Source organism: Amycolatopsis sp. PSD-21 (assembly GCF_055561455.1).
The window spans coordinates 1,411,678-1,435,347 of the sequence record NZ_CM145712.1; the positions used below are offsets into that span (position 1 = coordinate 1,411,678).

Sequence of the window (23,670 nt, forward strand, 5' to 3'; positions counted from 1 at the left end):
GCCGCTAGCCGGCGCGGACGGCGGGTGCCGCGGGCCGCTCGACGCGAAGGAGCCGGACGTCGCCTGAGCGGTCTCTCCCCGGCTCCTCCTCGGTGACGAAACGCAGCACCCCGGTGGCTTCGCGGGTCACCATCCGCGCGCCGTGCCAGCCGGACGGCACCCAGCCGTCGCGCAGGGCCCGGCGCACCTTCCCGGCCCTCTTGACGTGGCGGACGAACGAATGCCGCCGGATGACGCGCCCGCGCGCGACTTGGCCCGCGCGGGCGTCCTCCGGGCTGACGTCGAGCCACAGCAGCCGGACCGGGCGGCGGCTCATCCGGCCGAGCAGGGCCAGCAGGCCGCGGGTCGTCGCCCGGGTCGAGGGCTCGTGCACGATGACCGGGCCGCCGTCGGCCAGCGCGAACCGGACGACCCGCGCGCGATGCCAGAGATGGACCACCGGCCGGTAGAACCGGTACGGCAGCGCGGGCGGCAGCCGTTCGCGCAGCCGCGCGCGGACCTGATCGGAGTCGAGCACGGGTATGGCGCCGGTCGCCGCCCGGGACAGCAGGGTGGTCTTGCCGGCCCCGGGAATCCCCGCGACCACCAGCAGGTCGCGGCGGCCGAGGCGGAATGCGATGCGATCGGTCATAAGGCGTCAACGACCCGGCCGAGGGCAAAGGTTCCTTTACCTTCGGCGGCGCAGGTCAGGCGGTCACCCGGGTCCCCGCCGTCACCGGCTTGTCCGGCAGCAGGGTCCCGCCCTTGGTGAGCCACGCGACACCGAACGCGAGGATCGCGATCGACTCCAGCCACAGCGCCGGGTACAGATCCTTCGTCAGCTCGTCGAAGACCAGCCCGCACAGCACGATCAGCGCCAGGCACACCAGCATGATCACGCCGGAGGCGACGTACAGCCGGTTCCGCTCGGATTTGCGGCCGCCGGGGATCTCCTTGTCCGACTTGGTGAACAGCACGATGCAGAAGAACGCCAAGGTGAGGAAGAAGACCGCGGCGAAGCCGAGGTGCAGCAGGCCGATGATCTCGTCCGTACGGTCGCCGTTCGCCGGTGTCGTGGGGAAGAGCGCCACTCCGACGGCGGCCACGGCCGCGATGTTCCCGGCGATGTCGTCGACCCGGCCGTAACCCCGGTACGACAACAGGAAGACGCCGATGGCGCACATGACGCCGACCCAGACGTCCCGCATTCCCGAGTAGTAGTACCCGCTGATCGAGTTGAGCAGGCCGCCGCCGTCGACGAGCAGCTTCCCGAAGATCAGCACGAAGGGCAGTCCGGTCCCGAGGAAACCGATGGCACGCCGCAGGAACAGGTAGTTGTGGACGAGGTTGTCGGTCGCCGCTCGCGGGCCCATGGTCGCCTCCGTGCTCAGTGCTTGTCGCTACATAATGACAGCTCGTGACGACGGTGGGACCGTGTGTTATCGAATTGGCTCGCTAGGCGGTCTCCAGCACGACGGCCGCGACGTAGCCGCCCATCCCGATCGACGTTTTGACGGTGAGCCCGCTTTCCGGCCGGGACGGCCCGTCCATCAGCTGCGAATGCCCGTCCGCCACCGGTTTCGGCGCCGGGATCAGATCCCGCTCGGCCGCGAGACAGATCGTCGCGATCTCGGTCAGCGCGCTGCCCGACTGGCTGTGCCCGGTCAGCGGTTTGATCGAGTAGATCTCGGTCTCCCGGGGGAAGACCGCTTCGAGGATCCGGGATTCCGTGCGGTGGCAGAGTTTCGTACCCGTCCCGTGCGCGTTCAGGTAGCGGACGTCGGACGGCGCCGCGTTCGCGTTCTCCAGCGCCCCGGTCACCGACGCGATGGCGTTCGACGGATCGGGGTCGAGCGCCATCGCGTTGTGCGCCTCGTGGGTCATGGCGCCGCCTCGCAGCGTCGCGTAGGACTCGGTCTTCCGCTGGGTCAGCACCACCGCGACCGCGGCCTCGGAGAAGGTGAAACCCCTTGTGCCCTCTTGGAAAGGACGGCACGCTTCGAGCGGGGGCACGTCGGTGACCGCCACCCCGCAGTGCACGAAGTTGCGCACCATCGGCCTGGTCGCGGACAGATCCGTGGTGACCACGACCACGTCGTCGGCCATGCCGGCGTCCAGCCACATCTTCGCGGTGAGCACCGCGGCGCTGCCGGTCGCGCACATCGCGGACGTGGCCATGGAAGGGCCGTGGAAACCGAACTCCGACATGAGCGTCGCGATCGGGGTCGAGGGCATCATGCCGATGAATTCGCGCCGGTACATGAGCTGCTCGCCCATTTCGGTGAGCCGGTCCCAGGTGCGCAGGTCCTCGCGGACGCCGCCGGAGATGACGCCGACCCGGCGTCCTGGCTTCCAGCCCCGCGCGCCGGCGTCTTCGATCGCTTCCCGCGCCGCGGCGAGCAGGGCGCGCGCGTGCAGGCTGCCGTCCCTGGCGCGGCCGCCCTCGGGGACGTGGGCGACCCAGCCCGGCTGATCCGGGGTTTCCCCGAAGCCTTCGGTGAATTGGGCGCAGGGGACGCCGCTCGCCAGGCCCTCCCACAGTGATTCGCGCCCCCAGCCGTAGGCGGTTACGGCGCCGATGCCGCAGATGTCTGTTTTGCTCCGCACGTGTTTCCCTTCAACTACATTCAGTCAACGCTGGGGTGGAATAGCCGCACCGATCAGCTGTCCGGGGAGGACGGCTACGTCGATTTAGTGATCTAATCGGAAGCTACATCAGTCGAGTAGGGGGTTTGGATCAGATGGATCCTGACGATCTCGACGGTGGGACTCCCGACACCCACCGGCCCTCGGATCAGGATTCCTCGCCAGCGAACGGCACCGCGACCCGCACGGTGGGAAAACCCGGCCGGCACGCGTCGCTCGTCCGTCTGCTGACCGAGTTGTCCGCCGAGAGGGATCAGCGCGGCGAACCCGCGCTCGCCTTTCTCGGCCAGGGGTACCGCCTTTTGGAGCAAAATTCCGACGGCGGCGCATTGGGAACGCAATATCTCACGATGGTGGAGGCGAGCCCTTACGGGATCTGTGTCCATCAACGGGGCAAAGTCGTCTTCGTGAACTCGGCCACGATGCGCTTCGTCGGCGCGAAGGTGTCGACCGAGATCATCGGGATGCACATCACGGATCTGGTCGACGCCGGCTCGCAGGACGCGCTGCTGGCGCGGATCGGCTCGCTGGTCTCGCCGGGCTCGTTCAGCGAGCCGACGGAGATGACGCTGCGGACCCTGCAGGGCAGGCGGGTCACCGTCGAATCGCAGGCGGTGCTCACGACGTGGGAGGGCGAACCCGCGTACCAGGTGATCATGCGCGACCTGACCACGCAGAAGGCGGCCGAGGCCGGTCTGCGGTTTCAGGCCGCGCTGGTCGGCCACGCGAGCGACGCGATCATCGCGACCTCGCCCGACGGGCTGGTGACCAGCTGGAATCCGGCGGCCGAGGCCGTCTACGGCCATGATCTCGACCAGGTCATCGGGGTTCCGGTGGCCGAGGTGGTCGGCGCGCCGATGAGCCCCCGGCAGGTCGTCGCCGCGGGCGGTGTCGTGCAGGCCACGCATTACAGCGCCGACGGAACGGCGCTGGCGGTGCGGGTCTCGGCGGCCGAGATGTTCGACGGTTACGTGCTGCTGTGCGCCGACGAGACCGCGCAGCGCCGGGCCGAGGCAGAATTCGCCACCGTCGTCGAGACGCTCGACGAAGGAGTGCTTCTGGTCGGCCCCGGCGGACGGATCGAGCTGGCGAATTCGGCGGCGCATCGCATCGCCGGGGTGCCGCCGGGTTCCCTGGTCGGACTGGAGAGCCGGACGTTGCGGCTGCATGACGAGCACGGCGCCCCGGTGCCGGTCGACGACCTGCCGTCCGCGCGGGTGCGGCGGTCCGGGAAGGTCGAGACCGGGCGGGTCGTGCAGGTGCGGCGACGCGACGGCGCCCATCGATGGCTTTCGCTGACCTCCGGCCCGCTGATGGCGCCGGGGCAGAGCGTGCCCTCCGTGCTGACGTCCTTCGCCGACATCACCGAGCGGCGGGCGATCAGCGAACGGCTGGCCTACGAGGCGACCCACGACCCGCTGACCAGGCTCGCGAACCGCACGCTCGCGCTGAACCACCTGCGCCGGACGATCGCCGATCCGGCGCGGACGACCACCGTGATGTTCATCGACCTCGACAAGTTCAAGATCATCAACGATTCGCTCGGTCATACCGTCGGCGACCAGGTGCTGCGCATCATCGGCGACCGCCTGCGGGCCGCCGCCGGGCCTTCGGACCTGGTCGGACGGCTCGGCGGGGACGAGTTCCTGGTCATCACCACCGGTTATACCGAAGCCGCCGAAGTACGGGCGCTGGCCGACCATCTCCAGCGGCGGCTCGCCGAATCGCTCACCGTGCACGGCCGCGAACTGCATATAAATACGAGTATTGGAATAGTGATCGCCGAACCGGGCGATCGGCGCAGTGCCGACGAATTGCTGGAAGACGCCGATCTGGCGATGTATCAGGCAAAGACATTCGGGCCCGGCCGATATGCGTTCTATGCGCCGATCATGCGGAAACGAGTACAAGACCGATTCGCGTTGGAGCAGGATCTGCGCAACGCCGTCGCCGAAGGCCTGGTCGAGACCGTTTATCAGCCCGTCGTCGATTTGCGTACCGGTGCCATGGTCGCGGTGAAGGCGAAGTCCTGTTGGGAGCACCCGGAACGCGGGCCGATCGATCCGGCGGAATTGGCGGAGATCACCGACGAAGGCGATCTCATGACGGTCATCGGGGCGGAGGTCCTCGCCAAGGCCGCCCGCGAGATCTCTCGATGGCGTGCCGATCATGGTGTGCACTGTAATGTGAATGTGAGTCTTTCGGTCCGCCAACTGGGCGATCCCGCCTTGCTGCAAGTGGTTCAGACAACGTTGGAGGCCGCTGGGCTGGGGCCGCAGGACCTGTGCCTCGACGTCGACGAGACGGCGCTGAAGGACGCGGCCGACGCGGTCGACGCGCTGCGGAAGACCGGCGTGCGGGTGACCGCGGAACGGTTCGGCGCCGGGTATTCCTCGCTCGCCCAGCTGTGCCGCCTGGATCTGAACGTGATCGAGATCGACCGGTCGTTCGTGGCCGATCTCGGCAGGTCGAGCGACGCCGAGCCGATCGTCGCCGGGATCATGGCGATGGCGCACGCGGTCGACCTCGTGGTGGTCGCCGAAGGAGTCGAAACCGTGCGGCAGCTGGAGGTCCTGCACGAACTCGGCTGCGACTGGGCGAAGGGGCCGCTGGTCGCGCCGCCGGGCCGGGTCGAGGACCTGAAGCGCGCGTACGAACACGTCGTGCGATGAACCGGGCGGCCACTGTGGACGTGGTACCGGATGCGGGACCAAAGCCTCCTGTCGCGACGGCGTTTTCCGGCGCAGGCTTACCCGGTGAAGGAGGTCCGTCGTGTCGCTCGTGTACCTGTGGCGCCGGATCCACCTCGGCCGGAATCCGCTCGCTCGCGGCTCGGACCGGGTCGAGGCGGCGATCGTCGTCTTCGGTGTCCTGATCGCGCTGCTCGGTGTGCCGCTGGCCGCGGCGGCCGGTTCGGAGGCCTACGCGGCGATGATGGAGCGTTCGGCGCTGGAGACGGCTTCGCGGCACTCGACGACCGCGTTCCTGCTCGAAGACGCTCCGCCCGCGCGGATCGGTGTCGACGGGACGCCTTCCACGGAGACGGCTTCGGTGGCGGCGCGGTGGGCATTGCCGGATGGTCGGTTTCAGGAGGCGCGTGTCGCTTCGGACCTCGGCGCTTCGGCGGGGGACGCGGTGACCGTGTGGCTCGACGAGTCCGGTGCCGTGGTCGAGCCGCCGGTGATGCCGCTGGACGCGACCAGCGCGGGGATCGGCGTCGGGGTGGGGGTGTGGCTGGCGGCGGTGACGCTGCTGGCGGCGGGGTATCTGCTCGCGAGGTGCCTGCTGAACCGGGCGCGGTGGGCGGCTTGGGACCGGGAGTGGGAGCGGTTCGGGCAGGGCTCGCGGTCTTGAGGCTTGGGACACGTGCGAAGGTCGAGTTTCCTCGGCTGGACCGTGTGAAGGGGCCTTCGCGCGCGTTGGGTGTGAAACTCGAGGTCGGTGGGGCGGGTGTGGCGGGCTCGCTGTCCGTGCAGGGCGCGGGGTGGTGTCGCTCATGGTGATTCGGAGTGAGCCTCCGAATCTGGGTCGGTGTCCGTTTGATCCTTGTATGTACGGTTTCGCGAGGGGGTCGTGAGTGGCAAGTAGGGTTCTAACCCTCTTCAGCACTCACGACCCCCTCGCCAAGCGCCCGAATCGGCATCGCTACTCCGAGAGTGTTTGCGGCTGCTGTGACGAGCTCCGAACAGGCGACTTTGCCGGGCCTGGCTTCGTCCCAGTACATGAAGGCCCCCTTGCTGTACCTAGGCGCAAGGATGGGGGCCTTCATGTACTTGGTCGGGCCCGGCGGGGCCGCGGTTAGTCGGCTAAGTGTGGAATGTTGGCGCTGACCTGCGGATTCTCGCGAAAGTGGTAGCAAAGGTCCCTTGCTCCCCCTTGAGAGTTGTACCTACTAGTAGGTACAGTCCAGGGTGTGGACAAGAGGGAAAAGCTCATCGAGAGCACCCGCGAGCTCCTGTGGGAGCGCGGCTACGTCGGCACCAGCCCGAAGGCGATCCAGGAGCGCTCCGGCGCCGGCCAGGGCAGCATGTACCACCACTTCCAGGGCAAGTCCGAACTCGCCCTCGCCGCGATCGTCCGCAGCGCCGAAGATCTTCGCGCCAGGGCGGAGGCCGAGTTCTCCGGGCCCGGCTCGGCCGTCGAACGCATCACCGTCTACCTGCGCCGCGAACGCGCCGTGCTCAAGGGCTGCCCGGTCGGCAGGCTCGCCCAGGATCCCGACGTGATGGCCGACGCGGACCTGCGCAAGCCGGTCGAGGAGTTCTTCGGCTGGCTCACCGGCCGTCTCGCCGAGCTGCTCGACGAGGGCCGTGCGGCCGGTGAACTCGACGCGAAGCTCGACCCGCTCGCCACGGCGACCGCGCTGGTCGCGACGCTGCAGGGCGGCTACATCCTCGCCCGCGCCGCGGGCTCCCCGGACGTGTTCGCGAAAGCCGTCGACGGCGCACTCGGCCTGCTCGCCACCAAGGAGAACTGACATGCCCTTCGTCCGCATCGACGCCATCGGGACCGGCAAGCTCGAAGCCCTCGGCAACGCTGTCCACGACGCGATGGTCGAAACGCTCGGCATCCCGGACGACGACCGCTTCCAGGTCCTCAATGGCCAGAACACCCTGAAATACGACGACTACCTGGGGATCCACCGCGACGAAGGGGTCGTCTTCGTCGCGATCACCATGAGGCAGGGACGGACCGACGGGCAGAAGAAGGCCCTCTACCGGCGGATCGCGGAGCTCGCCGAGGAGTACGCGGGGACCGAGCCGCGGAACGTGCTCGTCACGATCACCGAGAACAATCCGGTCGACTGGTCGATCGGGAACGGCGAAGCGCAGTACGCGTGATCAAGCCGGCGCGGCGGTGAAGGCGTGCTGCTCCAGCAGCCACCACGTGTCGCGTCCGAACGACCAGGTCAGCAGCGCCAGCGCGCCCAGCGTGACCACGAAACCGGCCCAGAGCGGCAGGATCGTCGACGCCGCCACCACCAGCACGATCCCCTGGACCGCCGCGACCGTCTTGCGCGCCATGCTCGGCGGAAGCGGCGCGTTCAGCCACGGCCACAGCCTGCCCGCGACGACGAAGACGTAGCGCATCGCGCCGATCGTGAGCACCCACGGGCCCAGCGACTGCGCGACGACCACGCTCAGGATCAGGATCAGATAGGCGTCGACCTCCATGTCGAACCGCGCGCCCAGCGGCGACGCCGTCCCGGTGCGGCGCGCGACCTGGCCGTCGACGGCGTCCAGGGCGAGCGCGACCGACGCGAGGACGACCATCGCGACGATCTCCCGGCCCGCGGTGTCGACGACGAGCGCGGTCACGCAGCCGACCAGCCCGGACCGGGCGAGCGTGACGGCGTCGGCCGGGCCGAGGGAGCGCGCGGTGCTCCGGTTCAGGCCGTAGGTCAGGAATCCGCCCACGGCGAGGCCGTAGGCCGCTCCGGAGAGCCAGCCCAGCGGGCCCAGCCCGGCGACGGCGTCCAGCGTCCCCAGCAGCGCCAGCTGGACGAGGACCCCCAGGAAAACTCCGGGGTTGATCACGAGGCCTCCTCGTTATGGTGGCGGTGACCCCGCTTCCAGGGTCCGACATGAGAGGACACGATGGAACGCGCCTTCTGGTTCAGTGGTTCCGGTGACGGTGAGCTCAGGCCGGTTTCGCTCCCTCCGGTCGGCGACGGCGAAGTGCTGGTCCGCACCCTGTACACGGGCGTGAGCCGGGGCACCGAGACGCTCGTCTTCCGCGGCGAGGTCCCGCCGAGTCAACGCGCGGCCATGCGCGCGCCGTTCCAGGATGGCGACTTCCCGGGGCCCGTGAAGTACGGATACCTCAATGTCGGCGTGGTCGAACGTGGTCCGGAAGAGCTGGTCGGGCAGGTCGTCTTCTGCCTCTACCCGCACCAGACGCGGTACGTCGTCCCGGCGTCGGCCGTCACGCCGGTGCCGCCCGGGGTGCCGCCGGAGCGCGCGATCCTCGCGGGAACGATCGAGACCGCGGTCAACGCCGTCTGGGACGCGTCGCCGAAACTCGGCGACCGGATCGCCGTGGTCGGGGCCGGCATGGTCGGCAGCAGCGTCGCGAAACTGCTGGCCGGGTTCCCGGCGACCAGGGTCCAGCTGATCGACGTCGACCCGGAGCGCGCGAAGATCGCCGAAGCGCTCGGAGTCGACTTCTCGACACCGGAGGACGCGCTGGGCGACTGCGATCTCGTCGTGCACGCGAGCGCGAGCGAGGCGGGGCTCGCGCGGTCACTGGAACTGCTCGCGCCGGAGGGCGAGGTCGTCGAGCTGAGCTGGTACGGCGACCGGAGGATCAGCGTCCCGCTCGGCGAGAACTTCCATTCGCGGCGGCTGACGATCCGCAGCAGCCAGGTCGGCATGGTCTCGCCGTCCCGGCGGCTGAACCGGAGCTACGCCGACCGCTTGGCGCTCGCTTTGCGGATTTTGTCGGACCCCGTCTTTAAGGTGCTGGTCAGCGAGGAATGCCGGTTCGACGAACTACCGGACGTCTTGCCGCGTCTGGCCGCGAATGAACCAGGAACGCTCTGCCTCCGTGTGACCTATCAGTTGGAGGACACGCGCTAAGGGCACGACCGCAGGAGGTCCGTTGTTCAGTATCACCGTCCGCGACCACGTCATGGTCGCCCACAGCTTCCGCGGCGAGGTCTTCGGCCCCGCACAGCGGCTGCACGGCGCGACCTTCCTGGTGGACGCGACGTTCCGCCGGTCCGAACTGGACGCCGACAACATCGTCGTCGACATCGGGAAGGCGACCGAAGAGCTCAAAGCGGTGCTCGCCGACCTGAACTACCGCAACCTCGACGACGTGCCCGAGTTCGCCGGGATCAACACCTCGACCGAGTACCTCGCCAAGGTCGTCGCGGACCGGCTCGCCGACCGCGTCCACACGGGAGCGCTCGGGGAGGGGGCGCGCGGGCTCGAAAGCCTCACCGTCTCGCTGCACGAGTCCCACATCGCGTGGGCGAGTTACGAGCGTGCGCTGTGAGCGGCCTCCACGTCGTCCTGCCCAACGACATCGACGACGTGAGCGCGCCCAGCGGCGGCAACGTCTACGACCGGCGGCTGTGCGACGGCCTCGTCGCGGCGGGGATGGAGGTCCACGAGATCGCCGTGCGCGGGAACTGGCCGCGGCCCGACACCGAGGCGCGCACCGTGCTGGCGCGGAAACTCGCCGGACTGCCCGACGGTTCGGCCGTCCTGCTCGACGGGCTGGTCGCCTGCGGGGTGCCCGAGGTGATCGCGCCCGCCGCGCGGCGGCTGTCGATCGCCGTGCTGGTGCATCTCCCGCTTGCCGACGAGACGGGGCTGTCGCCTTCACTCGCCGCCGAGCTGGACCGGCTGGAACGGGACACGCTCACCGCGGTCGAGGCCGTGGTGGTGACCAGTGCCTGGGCGGCGCGACGGCTGATCGAGCACCACGACCTCGCCCCGCATCGCGTGCACGTGGTGCCGCCGGGGGTGGACCGGGCCGAAGTCTCATCCGGAAGCCTCGACGGGACGCGGCTGGTCTGCGTCGCCAACGTGACGCCGCGCAAGGGACAGGGCCTGCTCGCGGACGCGTTGACGTCGCTCAAGGATCTGCCGTGGACCTGTGAGTGCGTCGGCGCCATTCCCCGCGAGACCCGCTACGTCGAGCGCCTGCGGCGACACACGCTCGGCGACCGGTTCACCCTCACCGGCCCGCGCTCCGGCGAAGCGCTCGAAGCGACGTACGCGGCCGCAGACCTTCTCGTACTGCCGTCGCGCGCGGAGACCTACGGCATGGTCGTCACCGAAGCGCTCGCCCACGGCGTTCCCGTGCTGACGACCGCCGTCGACGCGCTGCCGGACACTCTCGGCCAGGCGTCCGACGGCAGTGTGCCCGGGATGCTCGTCCCCGGCGAGGACGTCGACGCGCTGGCCGCCGCCCTCCGCCGCTGGCTCACCGAACCTGAATTGCGTGACCGTCTTCGCGCCTCCGCCCGCCTTCGCCGCGAGACGCTGACCGGCTGGGACGAGACGGCCCGCGGTGTCGCCGCCGTACTGCTGAGCGAAAGGACGGCGGCATGACCAAGTACGCCCCCAGCTGGCTCCAGTTGCGTGAGGACGCCGACGCCGCCGCCCGCGCGACCGAGCTGGTCGAACCGGTGCGCGCGTTCCTGCGCGGGCAGGACGAGGTCGTCATCCGGGATCTGGGTTGCGGCACCGGCTCGCTCGGCCGCTGGCTGGCGTTGCGGCTGCCCGGCCGCCAGCGCTGGATCCTGCACGACCGCGACCCCGATCTGCTCACCCACGCCCAGGCGCGCACCAGCCGCCCGGAACACGCTTTGGACGGCAGCGAGGTCACCGTCGTCACCGAACAGCGTGACATCACCGGGTTACGCGCGGAGGATCTCGCCGGGACGTCGCTCGTGGCCGCGTCGGCGCTGCTCGACCTGCTCACCGCCGAGGAGATGTCCCGGCTGGCGGAGGCCTGCGTCGAAGCGGGCTGCGCGGTCCTGTTCACGCTGAGCGTTTCGGGCCGGGTGGTGCTGTCGCCCAAGGACAAGTTCGACATCGAGATCTCCGACGCCTTCAACGCGCACCAGCGCCGCGTGACCGACGGGCGATGGCTGCTCGGCCCGGACGCGGTGGACGTCGCTTTCGGCGTCTTCGAACGGCTCGGCGCCACCGTGCGGCGCGCTCCCAGCCCGTGGCGGCTCGGGGCCGACCAGGCCGCGCTGACCGCGGAATGGCTCACCGGCTGGGTCGGCGCCGCCTGCGAACAGCGGCCGGAGCTGGCGGCGGACGGGGACGCCTACCTGCGGTGGCGGCTCGCGCAGTGCGCGGCGGGCGAGCTGGACGCGGTGATCCAGCACGAAGATCTGCTGGTGGTGCCCGCGTGAAACGGTTCTGGCCGTGGCTTCGGATCCTCGGCGCGCTCGGCATCCTCGGGGTGCTCGTCTGGCAACTGGGCACCGGCACGTTCCTGGCCGGGCTGCGCGAGGTCGACGCGGGCGGGATCGCCGCCGCGCTCGGGATCGGTTTCGCCACCACGGTTTTCAGCGCCTGGCGCTGGTGCCTGGTCGCGCGGCGGCTCAGCCTGCGGTTGTCGCTGCCGGGCGCGATCGGCGAGTACTACCGCGCGTTGTTCCTCAACAGTGTCCTGCCGGCGGGCGTCCTCGGCGACGTCGACCGGGCCGTGCAGCACGGCCGCGCAACCGGTGACGTCCCGCGCGGCGTCCGCGCGGTGGTGCTGGAGCGCACGGCCGGGCAGATCGCGGTCATCGGCGCTTCGGTCGCCGTCGTGCTCAGCGCGCCTTCCGTGGTGCCCCCGCCGATCGACGGAGTCGTCACGGGCGCCGGGATCGTGGTGGTCGCCCTCGCGCTCACCCTGATCGTCACCGGGCTGACGGCCGGGAAGCGGTGGATCCACAGTGGATCGAAATGGCGCCGTGGCTTCGCCGTCACCCTCGCCGACGTCCGGCTCGGTCTGCTGACCAAGGAGACCTGGCCCGGCGTGAGCCTGCTGTCGGCCGCCACCCTGGCCGGGCATCTCGCGCTGTTCGTCGTCGCCGCGCGCGCGGCCGGGGTCACCGCGCCGGTCGGTGACCTGCTGCCGTTGATGATCCTCGCCCTGCTCGCGATGGGCCTGCCGCTGAACATCGGCGGCTGGGGCCCGCGCGAAGGGGTTTGCGCGCTGCTGTTCGGCGCGGCGGGGCTCGGTTCGGCGCAGGGCGTCACCGTGGCCGTCGTCTACGGCGTGCTCGCGCTCTTCTCCAGCCTTCCCGGTGCGGGCGTCCTGCTCGTGCGTTCCGTCAGGAGTCACCGAACAGAGGAGAAACCCGATGACCGTCGAGAGGGTCGTGGAGACCAGGCTGCCCACCCGGTACGGAGTCTTCCGCGCGTATGGGTATCTGGACGCCGACGGCACCGAACAGATGGCGCTGGTGCACGGCGACGTCGCGACCTCCGGCACGCTGGCGCGGGTCCATTCGGAGTGCCTCACCGGTGACGTCTTCAGCTCGATGCACTGCGAATGCGGCGACCAGCTGGCCGCCGCGCTGCAGGCGATCGTCGACGAGGGGGCCGGAGTCCTCGTGTACGCCCAAGGCCACGAAGGACGCGGGATCGGTCTGCTCGCGAAGCTGAAGGCTATGCGGCTACAGGAAGAGGGGCTCGACACCGTCGAAGCGAACATCGCGCTGGGCCTGCCGGTGGACGCGCGCGACTACCGTGCCGCGGCGGAGATCCTGAACGACCTCGGGGTGCGGTCGGTGCGGTTGCTGTCCAACAACCCGGCGAAGGTCGATCAGCTGAAACGGCACGGGGTGCGGATCAGCGAACGGGTGCCGCTGCTGGTCACGCCGAACGACGAGAACCTGCGGTACCTGCGGACGAAACAGGAGCGGATGCACCACTTCCTGCCGCATCTGGACCTGATCGAGTCAGCCGAGAGCGGCCAGAGTGTCCCCGAAGCTCTCCACCAGTGACTCGAGCACCAGCCGTCCCTTCTCCGCCGTCGCCAGCGAAGGCCGCCCGACGACCCCGGATTCCGAATACGGGCGCAGGCCCACCGTGAGCAGGTGCCGCCTGTCGTCGGCGAGGTGATCCGCCTCGGCGAAACCGGGCCGGACCAGCGAAGGGTGCGCGTGCAGCAGGAGGGAGGTCTCCAGCTCCCCGGCGTGCATGTCGCTGTCCAGCGACGTCTCCAGCCCGGCCGCGTCGTGCGCCGCCTGCCAGCCTTCGACGCCGGGGAAGAGCGCCATCGGCGACGTCGACTCCTGGACCACGTTGGACAGCACGTAGTTGCCGCCGTGCGCGTTCACCAGCACCAGTTTCGGCACGCCGGACCGGCGCAGCGAGGCCGCGACGTCGTTCACCACGGCGTACAGGGTCGCGGCCGAAACGCTGACCGTGCCCGCCCAGTCCGCGTGTTCGTGCGAGCAGCCGATGGTGACCGGCGGGAGCCGCAGCACCGGGTACGCCGCGGCGAGGGCGCCGGCGATCGTCGTCGCGATCAGGGCGTCGGTGGCGAGCGGGAGATGCGCTCCGTGCTGTTCGAAACTGCCGACGGGCAGCACCGCGACCTCGGCGCCGCGGGCGCTTTCGTCGGCCGTCGTGGCCGTCGGGAACAGGTCCATTCCGGCTACGGTACCCATATGACCGACCACGCCGCATTGTTGTCCGTCGCCAGCGAGGCCGTCGCCAAGGCCACCGGGATCATCCGCTCGATGACCTCGTTTTCCGTTGCCGCCAAAGGTGATCGCGATATGGTGACCGACGTCGACCTCGCCGTCGAGGACGCCGTCCGCGAATTCCTGGCCCGCGAGACGCCGGAGATCGGCATCCTCGGCGAGGAACGCGGGCACGAGGGCGACAAGGACCTCTGGTGGGCGCTCGACCCGGTCGACGGCACGGCGAATTTCGCGCGCGGTATCCCGCTGTGCGGCGTTTCGCTCGGGCTCGTGGACGGTCTCAAGAGCACGGTCGCGGCGATCTCCTTGCCGTTCCTCGACGTCACCTACACCGCTGTCGAGGGCCAGGGCGCGTATGCGGGCGGAGAGCGTCTTGAGGCGTCGAAAGCGACGGAGCTGTCCGACGCGATCGTGAGTGTCGGCGACTTCGCGGTCGGCGAGGGCGCGGAGGCCAAGAACCGCGTCCGGATGGCGCTGCTGGCCGAACTCGGCGGCCGCGTGCAGCGGGTCCGTTTCCTCGGCTCCGCGGCGATCGACCTGGCCTGGGTCGCGGACGGCAAACTCGAAGCGAGCGTCATCCTCTCCAACCAGCCGTGGGACACGATGGCGGGTGTCCTGCTGGTACGGGAGGCCGGGGGACTGGTCGTCGACACCGACGGCGGCGACCACACGGTGCGTTCGGCGGCCACCATCGCGGTCGGTGCCGGGCTGCGTGACGAGATCGTCGCCGCGATCGCGCGCGCGGCGGGCTGAACTTCGTCACGCGGGAATTGAACCGGACGGGCGCCGCATCCGTGTCTACCGGTAAGGCGCCCGCATCTGGAGGTAACCGTGTTCACCTCGAATGTCCGCGTGACCGAACCGGTCGTCTTCGTCCTGCCGGGGGACACCGAGGACGTCAGCGGTGAATACGACCGCCGGATGTGCCAGAACCTCCCGGCCACCGGCCTTCCGCTGCTGGAACTGCCGATCGCGGGCGAATGGCCGATGCCGGGTCCGCTGTCCCGGTCGAGACTGGCCCGTTCGCTCGCCGCGCTGCCCGACGACACCGTCGTCCTCATCGACGGCACGGTCGCCTGCGGCGTCCCGGAGATCGTGGTCCCGCACGCGCGGCGGCTGCGGCTGGCCGTCCTGGTCCACCGGCCGCTCGCCGACGACCCCGCGCTCGATCCGGCGCAGGCCGCCGAACTCGACGCGTGCGAACGGGAGACGCTGCGGCTGACGGGGATGATCGTCGCCACCGGGCCGTGGCTCGCGCGGCAGCTGATCGACCGGCACGACCTCGACCCGACGCGGGTCTACGTCGCGACACCCGGCACGGACGCGGCCCCGCTCGCCGCCGGGGCCGACGGCGTCTCCCGGCTGCTGTGTCTCGCGCCGATGACCGCGCGCCACGGCCAGGACGTGCTCATCCGCGCGCTTTCGATGGTCGACGAACTGGCGTTCAAATGCGTGTTCGCCGGTGCGACACAGCACGATCCCGCGTATGTCGACGAGTTGCGCTGGACGGTCGAACGGCTCGGGCTCGGTTCGCGGATCAGCCTCATCCAGCCGCCGGACGATCTCGATCTGGTCTACGACGGCGCGGATCTGCTCGTGCTGCCCGCACGCGGCGGCACGTCCGGGCTGGTCGTCGCCGAGGCGCTCGCGCGCGGAATCCCCGTGGTGACCACCGAAACCGCCGGCGCGCACGACGCGCTCGGCACGGCGCCCGGCGGCGGTGTCCCCGGGATGCTGGTGCCGCCGAACAACCCCTCGGCGCTCGCGGCGGCGTTGCTGCGCTGGTCGCTCGACGCCGAACTCCGCCATTCCCTGCGGACGTCGGCGCTCGCGCGGAGCAGCGTCCTGGAGGAATGGGACGTCGCCGCGGGCAGGCTCACCGACGTCCTTTCCCGGCTACAGGCGGCGCCGCGTCAGCCCGCTTGATCATCGCCCGGAAGCAGCTATCGGGCGGGTCACGGGCTCGCTTGACTTGGCGGCATGCGAATCGTCGATCTTGCGTCCCGTCCCGATCTCCTCGATGCCGCGCTGAACCTCGGCGATGTCGGCGGTGAGTTCATCTACGCCGGGTTCAGCGGCAAGATGATCACTCCGGAACGGTTCCTGCGCCATTGGTCGCGGTACTTCCTGATCGCGCTGGACGACGACGGCGAACCGATCGCGCGGGCGCTGTCGGTCCCGCTGACCTATCCGGCCGAGGACCGCCGCGAACTGCCGGCGCACGGCTGGGACGAGGCGATCCAGTGGGCCGCGCAGGACCTCATGGACGGTCGCGCGCCGGACACCCTGTGCGCTCTGGAAGTCGTTGTGGCGCCACGGAAGCGTGGGACGGGCCTGTCCACGCCGATGCTGAAGGCGCTGAAGGCGCGGGCGGCCGAGACGGGGCTGAAGCGGCTGATCGTCTCCGTGCGCCCGATCGGCAAGGAGGACGAGCCGGACACGCCCATGGAGTCCTACGCCGTCCGGCGGCGCGACGACGGGCTTTTCGCCGACCGCTGGCTGCGCACCCACGAACGGCTCGGCGCGCGGATGATCAAGGTGTGCCCGTTCGCGGTGACGATCTCGGGCTCGATCGCGGACTGGCACGAGTGGACCGGCGTCAAACTCGCCGACGGCGACAACGTGATCCCCGGCGGGATCGCGCCGGTGCACGCGAACGTCGAGCGGGACTGCGGGGTCTACGTGGAGGCGAACGTGTGGATGGAGCATCCGTTCTGAGCGGTGGTCCCGGATGGTGGGCGGTGAAGGTGGAGGTTGCGAAAGCCACTTTCGCAACGCTGGAGGTTGCGAAAGTGGCTTTCGCAACCCTCAATGGGCAGGGGCAGCCGGGGGCTGCGGCCTGGTGCGGGTGCCGGGTCGCGGTGGGCGCTCGTTCACGACCGGGCGTGCCGCGAAGGTGTCGCGAAAGCCACTTTCGGGACATCAGGCGTCGCGAAAGTGGCTTTCGCGACACGCTCCGGCAGCGGGTGCCGCGACACTCCCCGCCTAGTCCGTTCCTCGCGACTTCCGGCAGGATTGTCGCATCGGCCGCACCCGGCCCCGGCCGTGCCGCACAGTAAGGCCATGGGTATTTCGCGAGTCGGTTTCGCCGGGCTGGGCAGTATGGGCGAGCCGATGGCACTGAACCTGGCGCGGGCCGGAATCCCGTTGCTCGTCTGGAATCGCACCCCGGGTAAAGCAGTGGCCGAGGCGGCCGAGGACGTCGCCGAGCTCTTCGCGCGGTGCGACGTCGTGATCCTGATGCTCAAGGACGCGGCCGCCGTCGACGCCGTGCTCGATCGCGGCGGGCCCGCGTTCGGTGGCCGGGTGGCCGGCCGCACGATCGTCCACATGGGAACGACGGCGCCCGGCCACTCCCGCGAACTCGAGGCAGAACTCCTCACGGCCGGGGCGAAGTACGTGGAGGCGCCGGTCTCCGGCTCGCGGATCCCGGCGGAGGCGGGTGAACTGGTCGCGATGCTTGCGGGGGATCCCGCCACGATCGAGGAGGTCCGCGAGCTGTTCGCGCCGATGTGCCGGGAAACCGTGCACTGCGGGCCGGTGCCCAACGGGCTCCTGATGAAGCTGGCGGTCAACGTGCACCTGACCGCGGTCGTGACCAGTCTGGCCGAGACCTTTCACTTCGCCCGCGCGCACGGGCTCGATCCCGCCCTGCTCGCCGAGGTCCTCGGCGCCGGGCAGCTGGCCAGCCCGATCCTGCGGGTCAAGGCGCCCAAACTCGTCGAGGAGGATTTCACGCCGCAGGCCTCGATCGCGAACGTGCTGGCCAACGTCGAGCTGATCGCGGCCGCGGCGAGGGAGGCTGGGCTCGACTTGCCGCTGATCGAGGCGTCCCGCGCCCTCTACGCCGAGACCGCGCGGCTCGGGTTCGGCGACGCGGACATGGTCGCCGTCGCCAAAGCCCTCGAAGCCCGGCCGCATCCAGAGGACTGAATGCGGGCAGAGGTCAGCCGCGCAGGACCGACGCGATCCGGCCGGCAGCGGCGAAGGACTCTTCCTCCGGCTCGCCGAGCAGCGGGAGCAGGATGACGGACTCGGTCCCGGCCGCGTACAGCGCGCGGACCTGCTCGGCGCAGCGGTCGAGCGGCCCGCTGATGCTCAGCCGGTCGATCCACTCGGGCCGCAGCCGCCGCGCCAGTTCCGCCCGGTCGCCGTTCACGGCGGCGACCTCGGCCAGCAGTTCGGCGCCGAAGTCCAGCGGTTCCAGCGCCGGGCCCGAGTTCGGCCCGATCGCGGAAGCGACGTCGGCCCGGGCGCGCTCGCGGGCCCGTTCGGGATCGGCGTCGAGGGCGAGCCAGTTGTAGGTGGCGATCGTATGGCCGTCGACACCGATGAGGTCGCGTGTCGCGCGGACGTACTCCGGGGTCGCCGGTTCGGCGAGAAGCGTCCCGTCCGCGACCCGGCCCGCCGCCGCGAGCGACTTCGGCCCGCGGACACCGGCGATGAGCTTCGGCGGCAGCGCGGGCGGGAACTCCAGCTCGACCTCGTCGAGCCGGACGTGCTTGCCCTCGAAAGAAACCCGCTCACCCGCCAGCAGCCGCCGGATCACCGTCAGCGTCTCCTCGAAGGCCGCCAGCGCCGACTTCGGCCACGCGTCGATCTGCCGCATCCAGCTCGGCACGCCGTGCCCGAAGCCGACGATCAGCCGTCCCGGGTACAGCTCCGCCAGCGCCGCGATCTCCATCGCCGCGATGGCCGGGTTCCGCGCCACGGCGGGCATGATGCCGATGCCGAGGGTGATCTTCTCGGTCGCCGCCAGCACCGCCGACGCCGTCGCGATCCCACCGGCGTAGAAGCAGTCCTCGACGATCCAGACCTCGTCCAGGCCTTCCTGTTCCGCGCGCTGGGCCAAACTCTTCAGCCGGGCGGCGGGCAGTTCGCGCGGGATCCTGACGCCGAGCCGTGACACCAAGATGATCATCTCCTGAGCCGGGAACCGATCTTTCCCGACTACAGCACTCCGCGCTCCGACGCCGCAACCGAATAACGCGATTCGTCCTCTGGATGCGGTACACATACGCGAGTACCGGATCCAGAGGACGAAATGCGGGAGGGGGTCAGGCCAGGTACTCGGCGGCGGCGCGAAGGCTGACGTAGGACCCGCTGAACGTGTCGATCCGCGGGCCGTCGTCCGAGTCCGGTCCCGGCACGCCGGTCTCGACCCGGATGTACTCCACAGAAGACTCGCGCAGCCAGCCGAGGAATTCGCGGACCTCGGGGTGCCGGTGCGCCTCGCGCGTCACGACCACGACGTCGCGGGCGCCCTGGACGGCGTCGATCGCGGTCGCGATCTCGTTCCCGGTGACCTTGAGCGTCCGCGTGCCGGGCACGAGTCCGGTCAGATGCGAGCCGAGCCCCCACGGCATCGGGCCGGCCGCGATGATCGGCTCGGTCTCGATGTCGATGACCAGCGGCGGCCCCGCCAACTTCGGCGAACCCTGGATCCGCAGCGCCTTGCGCGCCGCCTCCAGCCCGAGCTGGTGATCGACCGGCACGATCGGCGTCGACACCGGCGGAGCACCGAGCGCCGCGACCCGCTCCGACGCCTCGGCCAGTCGCTCCAGCGGCAGTTCACCGGACTCGACGGCGGCCGCGATGACCGCCGCGATCCGGTTCAGCTCGTCCTCTTCGAACGACACACCGCCGAGGCACAACGCGTCGGCACCGGCGATCAACGCCCGCACCGACGCCCGGCCGACGCCTTCGGTCTTGCCGAGTTCGCCTGCCACGGCACCCATGTCGAGCGCGTCGGTGATCACCGCGCCGGTGAAGCCGAGTTCGCCGCGCAGGACGTCGGTGAGCGCCTTCGGGTTGAGCGTCGCGGGCAGGTCGCCCCACGCGGGCACGACGAGATGCCCGGTCATCACCGCGCGCACTCCCGCCGCGATCGCCGCCTTGAACGGGACGAGTTCGATCTCGTGCAGTTCCGCCTCGGTCCTGGACAGCACCGGCAGCGCGTGATGCGAATCGTCGGTGGCCGCCCCGTGCCCGGGGAAATGCTTGGCCGACGCGGCGACGCCGTACTTCTGCAGGCCGGTGATGTACGCCGCGACATGCGGCGACGCCTTCACCGGATCCGAACCGAACGCCCGGACCCCGATCGAGGGATCCTCGGCCGCCAGCGTCAGATCCGCGCACGGGGCGAAGTTGATCGTGACCCCGCACGCGGCCAGCCGCTCGCCGAGCGCCGCCGCGACCGACGTCGTCAGCTCGACGTCGTCCGCGGCGCCGAGTGCGAGCGGTCCGGGGACGAACGAGCCGGTGGCGACGTCGAGCCGCGTGACGTCACCGCCCTCCTCGTCGATGCCGACGAGCACGTCGGGCCGTTCCGCCCGCAGCTGCGCGCTCAGCGCGGCCACCTGCTCGTCGTCGACCACGTTGCGGCCGAACAGGATCGTGCCGCCGAGACCGTCGGCCACCTTGCGCCGCAGCCAGTCCGGCGCCGTCGTGCCGTCGAAGCCCGGCACGAGAACCGAGCTCGCCAACTTTTCCGGTGAGGACAACGCTTATCCCTTCACTGCGCCTGCGGTCAGGTTGGACACGAGCTTGCGCTGGACGAGGATGAAGAACACCAGCGCGGGCACGGCGTAGATCACCGACGCCGCCATGATGCCGCCCCAGTCCACGGAAAACGCCGTCCGGAACGACGAAAGCCACACCGGCAGCGTCTGCTTGCTCTGGTCGCGCATGAACACGAACGCGAACAGGAACTCGTTCCACGCGGTGATGAAGCTGAACACCGACGTGGTCACCAGTCCCGGGGCGAGCAGCGGCAGCGTCACCCGGCGGAACGCGCCCGCCCGGCTGCATCCGTCGATCATCGCGGCCTCTTCGAGGTCGTACGGGATGCCGTTGACGAAGCCGTAGAGCATCCAGCACGTGAAGGGCAGCGTCGCCGCGAAGTACACCAGCAGCAGCGAAGGCAGCTGGTTGAGCAGCCCGGCGTCGCGCATCAGCAGGTACATCGGGATCAGCAGCGCCTCGAACGGCGCGAGCTGCGCGACCAGCACCAGCATCAGGAAACCCTTGCGCCCGCGGAAACGCATGCGGGACAAAGTGACCGCCGCCAGTACGCCCGCGACGAGCGAGCACAGCACGGCGCCGATCGTGACGATCAGGCTGTTGGTGAGGTAGGTGGTGAACCCTGGCTTCGTCAGCGCCGTGACGAAGTTTTCGAACGTCACCGAGAGCGGGATCAGGTCGTACTCCGGTGACAGGACCTGGCCCGGCGTCTTCAGCGAGGACGTGACCATCCAGTACGTCGGGAAGACGAACAGGAGGGCCACGATCACCCCGAACGTGCCGAGGCCGATCCGCTGGATCAGGGACTTCTTCATGACAGATCGGCCTCCTTCGTGCGCACCAGCAGCTGGACGTACCGGGCGGTGAGCAGGATCAGCACGAGCATCATCAGCAGGGCGGCGGTCGCCGCCAGGCCGAAGTGGTTGCCCGCGAGGCCCTTGAGGTACATGTAGACCGGCAGTGTCGTGCTGGCGCCGTCCGGCCCGCCCTGGCGGATCGCCCACACCTGGGCGAACAGCTTGAAGTCCCACAGGACCGACAGGAACGTCACCATGGTGAGGATCGGCCGGATGGCCGGCCAGCTGACCGCCCAGAACGCCTGCCAGGCGTTCGCGCCGTCGATGCCAGCGGCCTCGTACTGCTCCTTCGGGACGCCGAGAAGCCCGGCGTACAGGGTGAACGCCACGAACGGCACGGCCTGCCAGACGACCAGCAGGCCGATGACGGTCAGGGTGCTCGGCCCGGTGGAGAACCAGGAATGCCCGATGAACCCGTCGAAGCCGAGTTTCGCGAGCGTCTTGTTCAGGATCCCGTACTGCTGATCGAAGATCCACTGGAAGACCGTGGTCGTCGCGAGCACCGGGGTCGCCCACGCGAGGATCAGCGCGACCTGCAGGATCACCCGGACGACCGGATTGAGATGCCGCATCAGCAGCGCCATGAACAGCGCGAGCAGCAGGGTGGTGAGCACGACCGCGGCGGTGAACACCAGCGTGCGGACGGTGATCTCCCAGAATTCGGGGTCGGACAGGATCTCGGAGAAGTTCTCGAATCCGATCCAGACCATTTCTCCGGAGACCAGCTCACGGAGGTCGAGCTTGCGGAAACTGATCCCGATCAGCTGCAACGTCGGCCAGCCGAGCAGGACCAGGATCGCGACCAGCGCGGGAAGGATCAGCAGATACGGCGCCGTCCGTTCGCCGAGACGGAGGCGCCGATTCGATTTCGGCGGCTTGATGCGCGGCGAAGCCGGCGGGGAGGACCCCGCCGGCGTCGTCACATCTTTTGTCGTGGTCATCCGCCGATGAGCTTGTCGAGCGCGGCGTTGGCGTCGGCGGTCGCCTGGTCGAGCGATTTCGCGCCGGTCAGGTACGCGGTCATCATGTCCTTGATCGGGTTCTGACCGGACTCGACGTCACCCCACTTGGGGCTGGTCGGCACGGCGCGGCCGTTCTGGGCCGCCTCGGCCATGACCTTGCCGAACTCGCTGCCGGCGAGGGCGGAGACGTCGGTCGAGGTACCGGGGACGTAGCCGGCCTTGGCGAACTCGGTCTGGTACTTCGGGGTGCTGATCAGCTTGACGTAGTCCTTGGCCGCGGCCGCGTTCTTGCTGTTGGCCGGGATGACCAGGTTGGAGCCACCGAGGAAGACCGGGGCAGGCTTGCCCGCGGTCTTGCCGGGGATCGGGAAGGCGCCCGACTTCCCCTTGATCGACGGGTCGGTCTTGGCGGCGGTCTCGATACCACCCGACACGGCGATCATCATCGCGACCTTGCCCGCGCCGTAGATACCTTCCTGCTGCGGCGTCGCTTCGTCGGCGTCCTTCGGCGCCTTGGTGCCGGAAGCCTCGGTGAGCTGCTTGTAGAACTCGAGCCCGGCCTTCGCCTGCGGGGTGTCCAGGGTCGACTTGAAGGACTTCCCGTTGGCCTGCGCGATGTCGCCGCCCTCGTCCCAGATGTAGGACAGCAGCTCGTACCAGTTCTGACCGGCGTGGTAGAGGGCCTGGAACTCGGGGTCGCTGCCGAACTTGGCCTTGAGCTTGGTGATCGCGTCGAGCCATTCCGTCCGCGACTTCGGCGTCGCGGTGATACCGGCCTGCTCGAACATGTCCTTGCGGTAGATGACCTCGCGGTTGGCCGCGTAGAACGGGACGCCGTAGGTCTTGCCGTCGAATTCGCCGGAGGCCTTGAGGCCCTGGAGCCACTGGTCGCCGTTGAAGTCCTTCACGCTCGCGGTGAGGTCGGAGAGCACGCCCTGGTTCGCGAACGCGGGGGTCTGGGTGTTGCCCAGCTCGATCACGTCCGGCGGGTTGTCACTGGCCAGCGCGGTGGTCAGCTTCTGCTGGATGCCGTTCCACTGCTGGATCTCGTACTTGACCTTGACGCCGGGGTGCGCGTCTTCGAATTCCTTGTGGAGCGAGTTCGTCAGGGCTTCCGGGGCGGTCCCCGTCATGAGCCAGACCGTGAGCGTGCCGTTCGAGGCCGGAGCGCTCGAATTCGTGCTGTCGCCACTGCCGGAACCGGCGCAGCCCGCCGTCGCGAGGGTGATGGCGGCGGCGCCCGCAGCCATCTTGAGCCAGCGCTTCACTCGTGCCGTCCTTTCGATGCCCGGCCACCATGCCGGGCTCCCACAAAATGGTGTAGACCAATGCGGGCAGCGTGGTACGTACCACTCCGACTGTCAAGCAGGTGGCCGGTTCGTTGTAAACGAGCCGCAATCTTTAACCTTGAGTGAGCGCATGATCACGCTGATGATCGGATTTCGGCGTGCTCGTCAGTGCCTCGCGAGGCGTACTGACATGCGGTTTTTCTTTGGCTGTACCGGTGATCGGGGCATTCGGCGGGAGGCCGTTG

General features: G+C 69.6%; 23 protein-coding genes and 1 pseudogene. 14 read left to right on the forward strand and 10 right to left on the reverse strand.

Going from position 1 to position 23,670, the window contains the following annotated elements; translation table 11 throughout:
- Positions 1–4: 4 nt before the first annotated feature.
- The 3 genes from ACZ1DY_RS07200 to ACZ1DY_RS07210 form a co-directional block, all read right to left on the reverse strand.
- Positions 5–631: an AAA family ATPase gene (locus ACZ1DY_RS07200; protein WP_465483929.1), complete on the reverse strand. Its 627-nt coding sequence runs from the start codon at positions 629–631 to the stop codon at positions 5–7.
- A 55-nt stretch (positions 632–686) separates the two neighbouring features.
- Positions 687–1,352, reverse strand: a complete 666-nt coding sequence (locus ACZ1DY_RS07205) for a DUF998 domain-containing protein (RefSeq protein ID WP_257488889.1) — start codon at positions 1,350–1,352, stop codon at positions 687–689.
- 82 nt (positions 1,353–1,434) lie between these two features.
- Positions 1,435–2,586 (reverse strand): beta-ketoacyl synthase N-terminal-like domain-containing protein, encoded by a 1,152-nt coding sequence (locus ACZ1DY_RS07210; RefSeq protein WP_465483930.1) that lies wholly within the window; start codon positions 2,584–2,586, stop codon positions 1,435–1,437.
- Positions 2,587–2,720: 134 nt separating this feature from the next.
- On the opposite strand from ACZ1DY_RS07210, the gene ACZ1DY_RS07215 reads away from it, so the two are divergent.
- The 4 genes from ACZ1DY_RS07215 to ACZ1DY_RS07230 all read left to right on the forward strand — a co-directional run bounded on the left by ACZ1DY_RS07215 (position 2,721) and on the right by ACZ1DY_RS07230 (position 7,466).
- Positions 2,721–5,297, forward strand: coding sequence for a sensor domain-containing protein (locus ACZ1DY_RS07215; protein WP_126734014.1), 2,577 nt, complete (start codon positions 2,721–2,723; stop codon positions 5,295–5,297).
- A gap of 100 nt (positions 5,298–5,397) precedes the next feature.
- Complete coding sequence (locus tag ACZ1DY_RS07220) at positions 5,398–5,979, forward strand: Rv1733c family protein (protein ID WP_465483931.1); 582 nt, start codon at positions 5,398–5,400, stop codon at positions 5,977–5,979.
- Between the two features lie 559 nt (positions 5,980–6,538).
- Complete coding sequence (locus ACZ1DY_RS07225) at positions 6,539–7,102, forward strand: TetR/AcrR family transcriptional regulator (protein ID WP_465483932.1); 564 nt, start codon at positions 6,539–6,541, stop codon at positions 7,100–7,102.
- A 1-nt stretch (position 7,103) separates the two neighbouring features.
- Positions 7,104–7,466, forward strand: coding sequence for a tautomerase family protein (locus ACZ1DY_RS07230; protein ID WP_465483933.1), 363 nt, complete (start codon positions 7,104–7,106; stop codon positions 7,464–7,466).
- Here the strand turns inward: ACZ1DY_RS07230 and ACZ1DY_RS07235 are convergent, their stop codons facing one another.
- Positions 7,467–8,162, reverse strand: a complete 696-nt coding sequence (locus ACZ1DY_RS07235) for a CDP-alcohol phosphatidyltransferase family protein (RefSeq protein ID WP_257488884.1) — start codon at positions 8,160–8,162, stop codon at positions 7,467–7,469.
- Positions 8,163–8,222: 60 nt separating this feature from the next.
- Here ACZ1DY_RS07235 and ACZ1DY_RS07240 point away from each other — a divergent pair, with 60 nt between their 5' ends.
- The 6 genes and pseudogenes from ACZ1DY_RS07240 to ribA form a co-directional block, all read left to right on the forward strand.
- Positions 8,223–9,203 (forward strand): zinc-dependent alcohol dehydrogenase, encoded by a 981-nt coding sequence (locus ACZ1DY_RS07240; protein WP_465483934.1) that lies wholly within the window; start codon positions 8,223–8,225, stop codon positions 9,201–9,203.
- 22 nt (positions 9,204–9,225) lie between these two features.
- Complete coding sequence (locus ACZ1DY_RS07245) at positions 9,226–9,624, forward strand: 6-pyruvoyl trahydropterin synthase family protein (RefSeq protein WP_257488882.1); 399 nt, start codon at positions 9,226–9,228, stop codon at positions 9,622–9,624.
- A complete protein-coding gene (locus ACZ1DY_RS07250) occupies positions 9,621–10,688 on the forward strand; it encodes a glycosyltransferase family 4 protein (RefSeq protein WP_465483935.1) in 1,068 nt (355 codons plus the stop codon). Before ACZ1DY_RS07245 ends, ACZ1DY_RS07250 begins: the two co-directional genes overlap by 4 nt.
- Positions 10,685–11,503 carry a methyltransferase domain-containing protein gene (locus ACZ1DY_RS07255; protein WP_257488880.1) on the forward strand — a complete coding sequence of 273 codons (819 nt, stop codon included), beginning with the start codon at positions 10,685–10,687 and terminating at the stop codon, positions 11,501–11,503. Before ACZ1DY_RS07250 ends, ACZ1DY_RS07255 begins: the two co-directional genes overlap by 4 nt.
- Complete coding sequence (locus ACZ1DY_RS07260) at positions 11,500–12,612, forward strand: lysylphosphatidylglycerol synthase transmembrane domain-containing protein (protein WP_465483936.1); 1,113 nt, start codon at positions 11,500–11,502, stop codon at positions 12,610–12,612. Before ACZ1DY_RS07255 ends, ACZ1DY_RS07260 begins: the two co-directional genes overlap by 4 nt.
- Positions 12,506–13,090 (forward strand): annotated as a pseudogene (ribA, locus tag ACZ1DY_RS07265) (GTP cyclohydrolase II); the annotation flags it as partial. The gene ACZ1DY_RS07260 and the pseudogene ribA, both read left to right, overlap by 107 nt.
- On the opposite strand, the gene ACZ1DY_RS07270 reads toward ribA, so the two are convergent.
- A complete protein-coding gene (locus ACZ1DY_RS07270; protein WP_126734004.1) occupies positions 13,046–13,741 on the reverse strand; it encodes a creatininase family protein in 696 nt (231 codons plus the stop codon). The pseudogene ribA and the gene ACZ1DY_RS07270 overlap by 45 nt on opposite strands.
- A gap of 18 nt (positions 13,742–13,759) precedes the next feature.
- Between ACZ1DY_RS07270 and ACZ1DY_RS07275 the strand changes: the two genes are divergently transcribed.
- The 4 genes from ACZ1DY_RS07275 to ACZ1DY_RS07290 all read left to right on the forward strand — a co-directional run bounded on the left by ACZ1DY_RS07275 (position 13,760) and on the right by ACZ1DY_RS07290 (position 17,728).
- Positions 13,760–14,548 (forward strand): inositol monophosphatase family protein, encoded by a 789-nt coding sequence (locus tag ACZ1DY_RS07275; RefSeq protein WP_465483937.1) that lies wholly within the window; start codon positions 13,760–13,762, stop codon positions 14,546–14,548.
- Positions 14,549–14,626: 78 nt separating this feature from the next.
- Positions 14,627–15,721 carry a glycosyltransferase family 4 protein gene (locus ACZ1DY_RS07280; RefSeq protein WP_126734002.1) on the forward strand — a complete coding sequence of 365 codons (1,095 nt, stop codon included), beginning with the start codon at positions 14,627–14,629 and terminating at the stop codon, positions 15,719–15,721.
- A gap of 54 nt (positions 15,722–15,775) precedes the next feature.
- Positions 15,776–16,513 carry a GNAT family protein gene (locus ACZ1DY_RS07285; protein ID WP_126734001.1) on the forward strand — a complete coding sequence of 246 codons (738 nt, stop codon included), beginning with the start codon at positions 15,776–15,778 and terminating at the stop codon, positions 16,511–16,513.
- 345 nt (positions 16,514–16,858) lie between these two features.
- The gene (locus tag ACZ1DY_RS07290) at positions 16,859–17,728 is read left to right on the forward strand and encodes an NAD(P)-dependent oxidoreductase (protein ID WP_465483938.1); all 870 of its coding nucleotides are present in this window, start codon (positions 16,859–16,861) and stop codon (positions 17,726–17,728) included.
- A 13-nt stretch (positions 17,729–17,741) separates the two neighbouring features.
- Here ACZ1DY_RS07290 and ACZ1DY_RS07295 read toward each other — a convergent pair whose 3' ends face one another.
- The 5 genes from ACZ1DY_RS07295 to ACZ1DY_RS07315 form a co-directional block, all read right to left on the reverse strand.
- On the reverse strand, positions 17,742–18,716 hold the full coding sequence (locus ACZ1DY_RS07295; protein WP_465483939.1) for an LLM class flavin-dependent oxidoreductase: 975 nt from the start codon (positions 18,714–18,716) through the stop codon (positions 17,742–17,744).
- 136 nt (positions 18,717–18,852) lie between these two features.
- Complete coding sequence (locus tag ACZ1DY_RS07300) at positions 18,853–20,298, reverse strand: glycoside hydrolase family 3 protein (protein ID WP_257488876.1); 1,446 nt, start codon at positions 20,296–20,298, stop codon at positions 18,853–18,855.
- A 3-nt stretch (positions 20,299–20,301) separates the two neighbouring features.
- Positions 20,302–21,132, reverse strand: a complete 831-nt coding sequence (locus ACZ1DY_RS07305; RefSeq protein ID WP_257488875.1) for a carbohydrate ABC transporter permease — start codon at positions 21,130–21,132, stop codon at positions 20,302–20,304.
- The gene (locus ACZ1DY_RS07310) at positions 21,129–22,115 is read right to left on the reverse strand and encodes a carbohydrate ABC transporter permease (RefSeq protein ID WP_126733995.1); all 987 of its coding nucleotides are present in this window, start codon (positions 22,113–22,115) and stop codon (positions 21,129–21,131) included. Before ACZ1DY_RS07310 ends, ACZ1DY_RS07305 begins: the two co-directional genes overlap by 4 nt.
- Complete coding sequence (locus ACZ1DY_RS07315) at positions 22,112–23,404, reverse strand: extracellular solute-binding protein (RefSeq protein WP_192746373.1); 1,293 nt, start codon at positions 23,402–23,404, stop codon at positions 22,112–22,114. The genes ACZ1DY_RS07310 and ACZ1DY_RS07315 overlap by 4 nt, the downstream gene beginning before the upstream one ends.
- Between the last annotated feature and the right edge of the window lie 266 nt (positions 23,405–23,670).

Coding starts and splice junctions, on each gene's coding strand:
- ACZ1DY_RS07215 (WP_126734014.1), top strand. CDS start 2,721: ATGGATCCTGACGATCTCGACGGTGGGACTCCCGACACCCACCGGCCC.
- ACZ1DY_RS07275 (WP_465483937.1), top strand. CDS start 13,760: ATGACCGACCACGCCGCATTGTTGTCCGTCGCCAGCGAGGCCGTCGCC.
- ACZ1DY_RS07230 (WP_465483933.1), top strand. CDS start 7,104: ATGCCCTTCGTCCGCATCGACGCCATCGGGACCGGCAAGCTCGAAGCC.
- ACZ1DY_RS07240 (WP_465483934.1), top strand. CDS start 8,223: ATGGAACGCGCCTTCTGGTTCAGTGGTTCCGGTGACGGTGAGCTCAGG.
- ACZ1DY_RS07200 (WP_465483929.1), bottom strand. CDS start 631: ATGACCGATCGCATCGCATTCCGCCTCGGCCGCCGCGACCTGCTGGTG.
- ACZ1DY_RS07295 (WP_465483939.1), bottom strand. CDS start 18,716: ATGATCATCTTGGTGTCACGGCTCGGCGTCAGGATCCCGCGCGAACTG.
- ACZ1DY_RS07290 (WP_465483938.1), top strand. CDS start 16,859: ATGGGTATTTCGCGAGTCGGTTTCGCCGGGCTGGGCAGTATGGGCGAG.
- ACZ1DY_RS07310 (WP_126733995.1), bottom strand. CDS start 22,115: ATGACCACGACAAAAGATGTGACGACGCCGGCGGGGTCCTCCCCGCCG.
- ACZ1DY_RS07205 (WP_257488889.1), bottom strand. CDS start 1,352: ATGGGCCCGCGAGCGGCGACCGACAACCTCGTCCACAACTACCTGTTC.
- ACZ1DY_RS07285 (WP_126734001.1), top strand. CDS start 15,776: ATGCGAATCGTCGATCTTGCGTCCCGTCCCGATCTCCTCGATGCCGCG.
- ACZ1DY_RS07270 (WP_126734004.1), bottom strand. CDS start 13,741: ATGGACCTGTTCCCGACGGCCACGACGGCCGACGAAAGCGCCCGCGGC.
- ACZ1DY_RS07255 (WP_257488880.1), top strand. CDS start 10,685: ATGACCAAGTACGCCCCCAGCTGGCTCCAGTTGCGTGAGGACGCCGAC.
- ACZ1DY_RS07305 (WP_257488875.1), bottom strand. CDS start 21,132: ATGAAGAAGTCCCTGATCCAGCGGATCGGCCTCGGCACGTTCGGGGTG.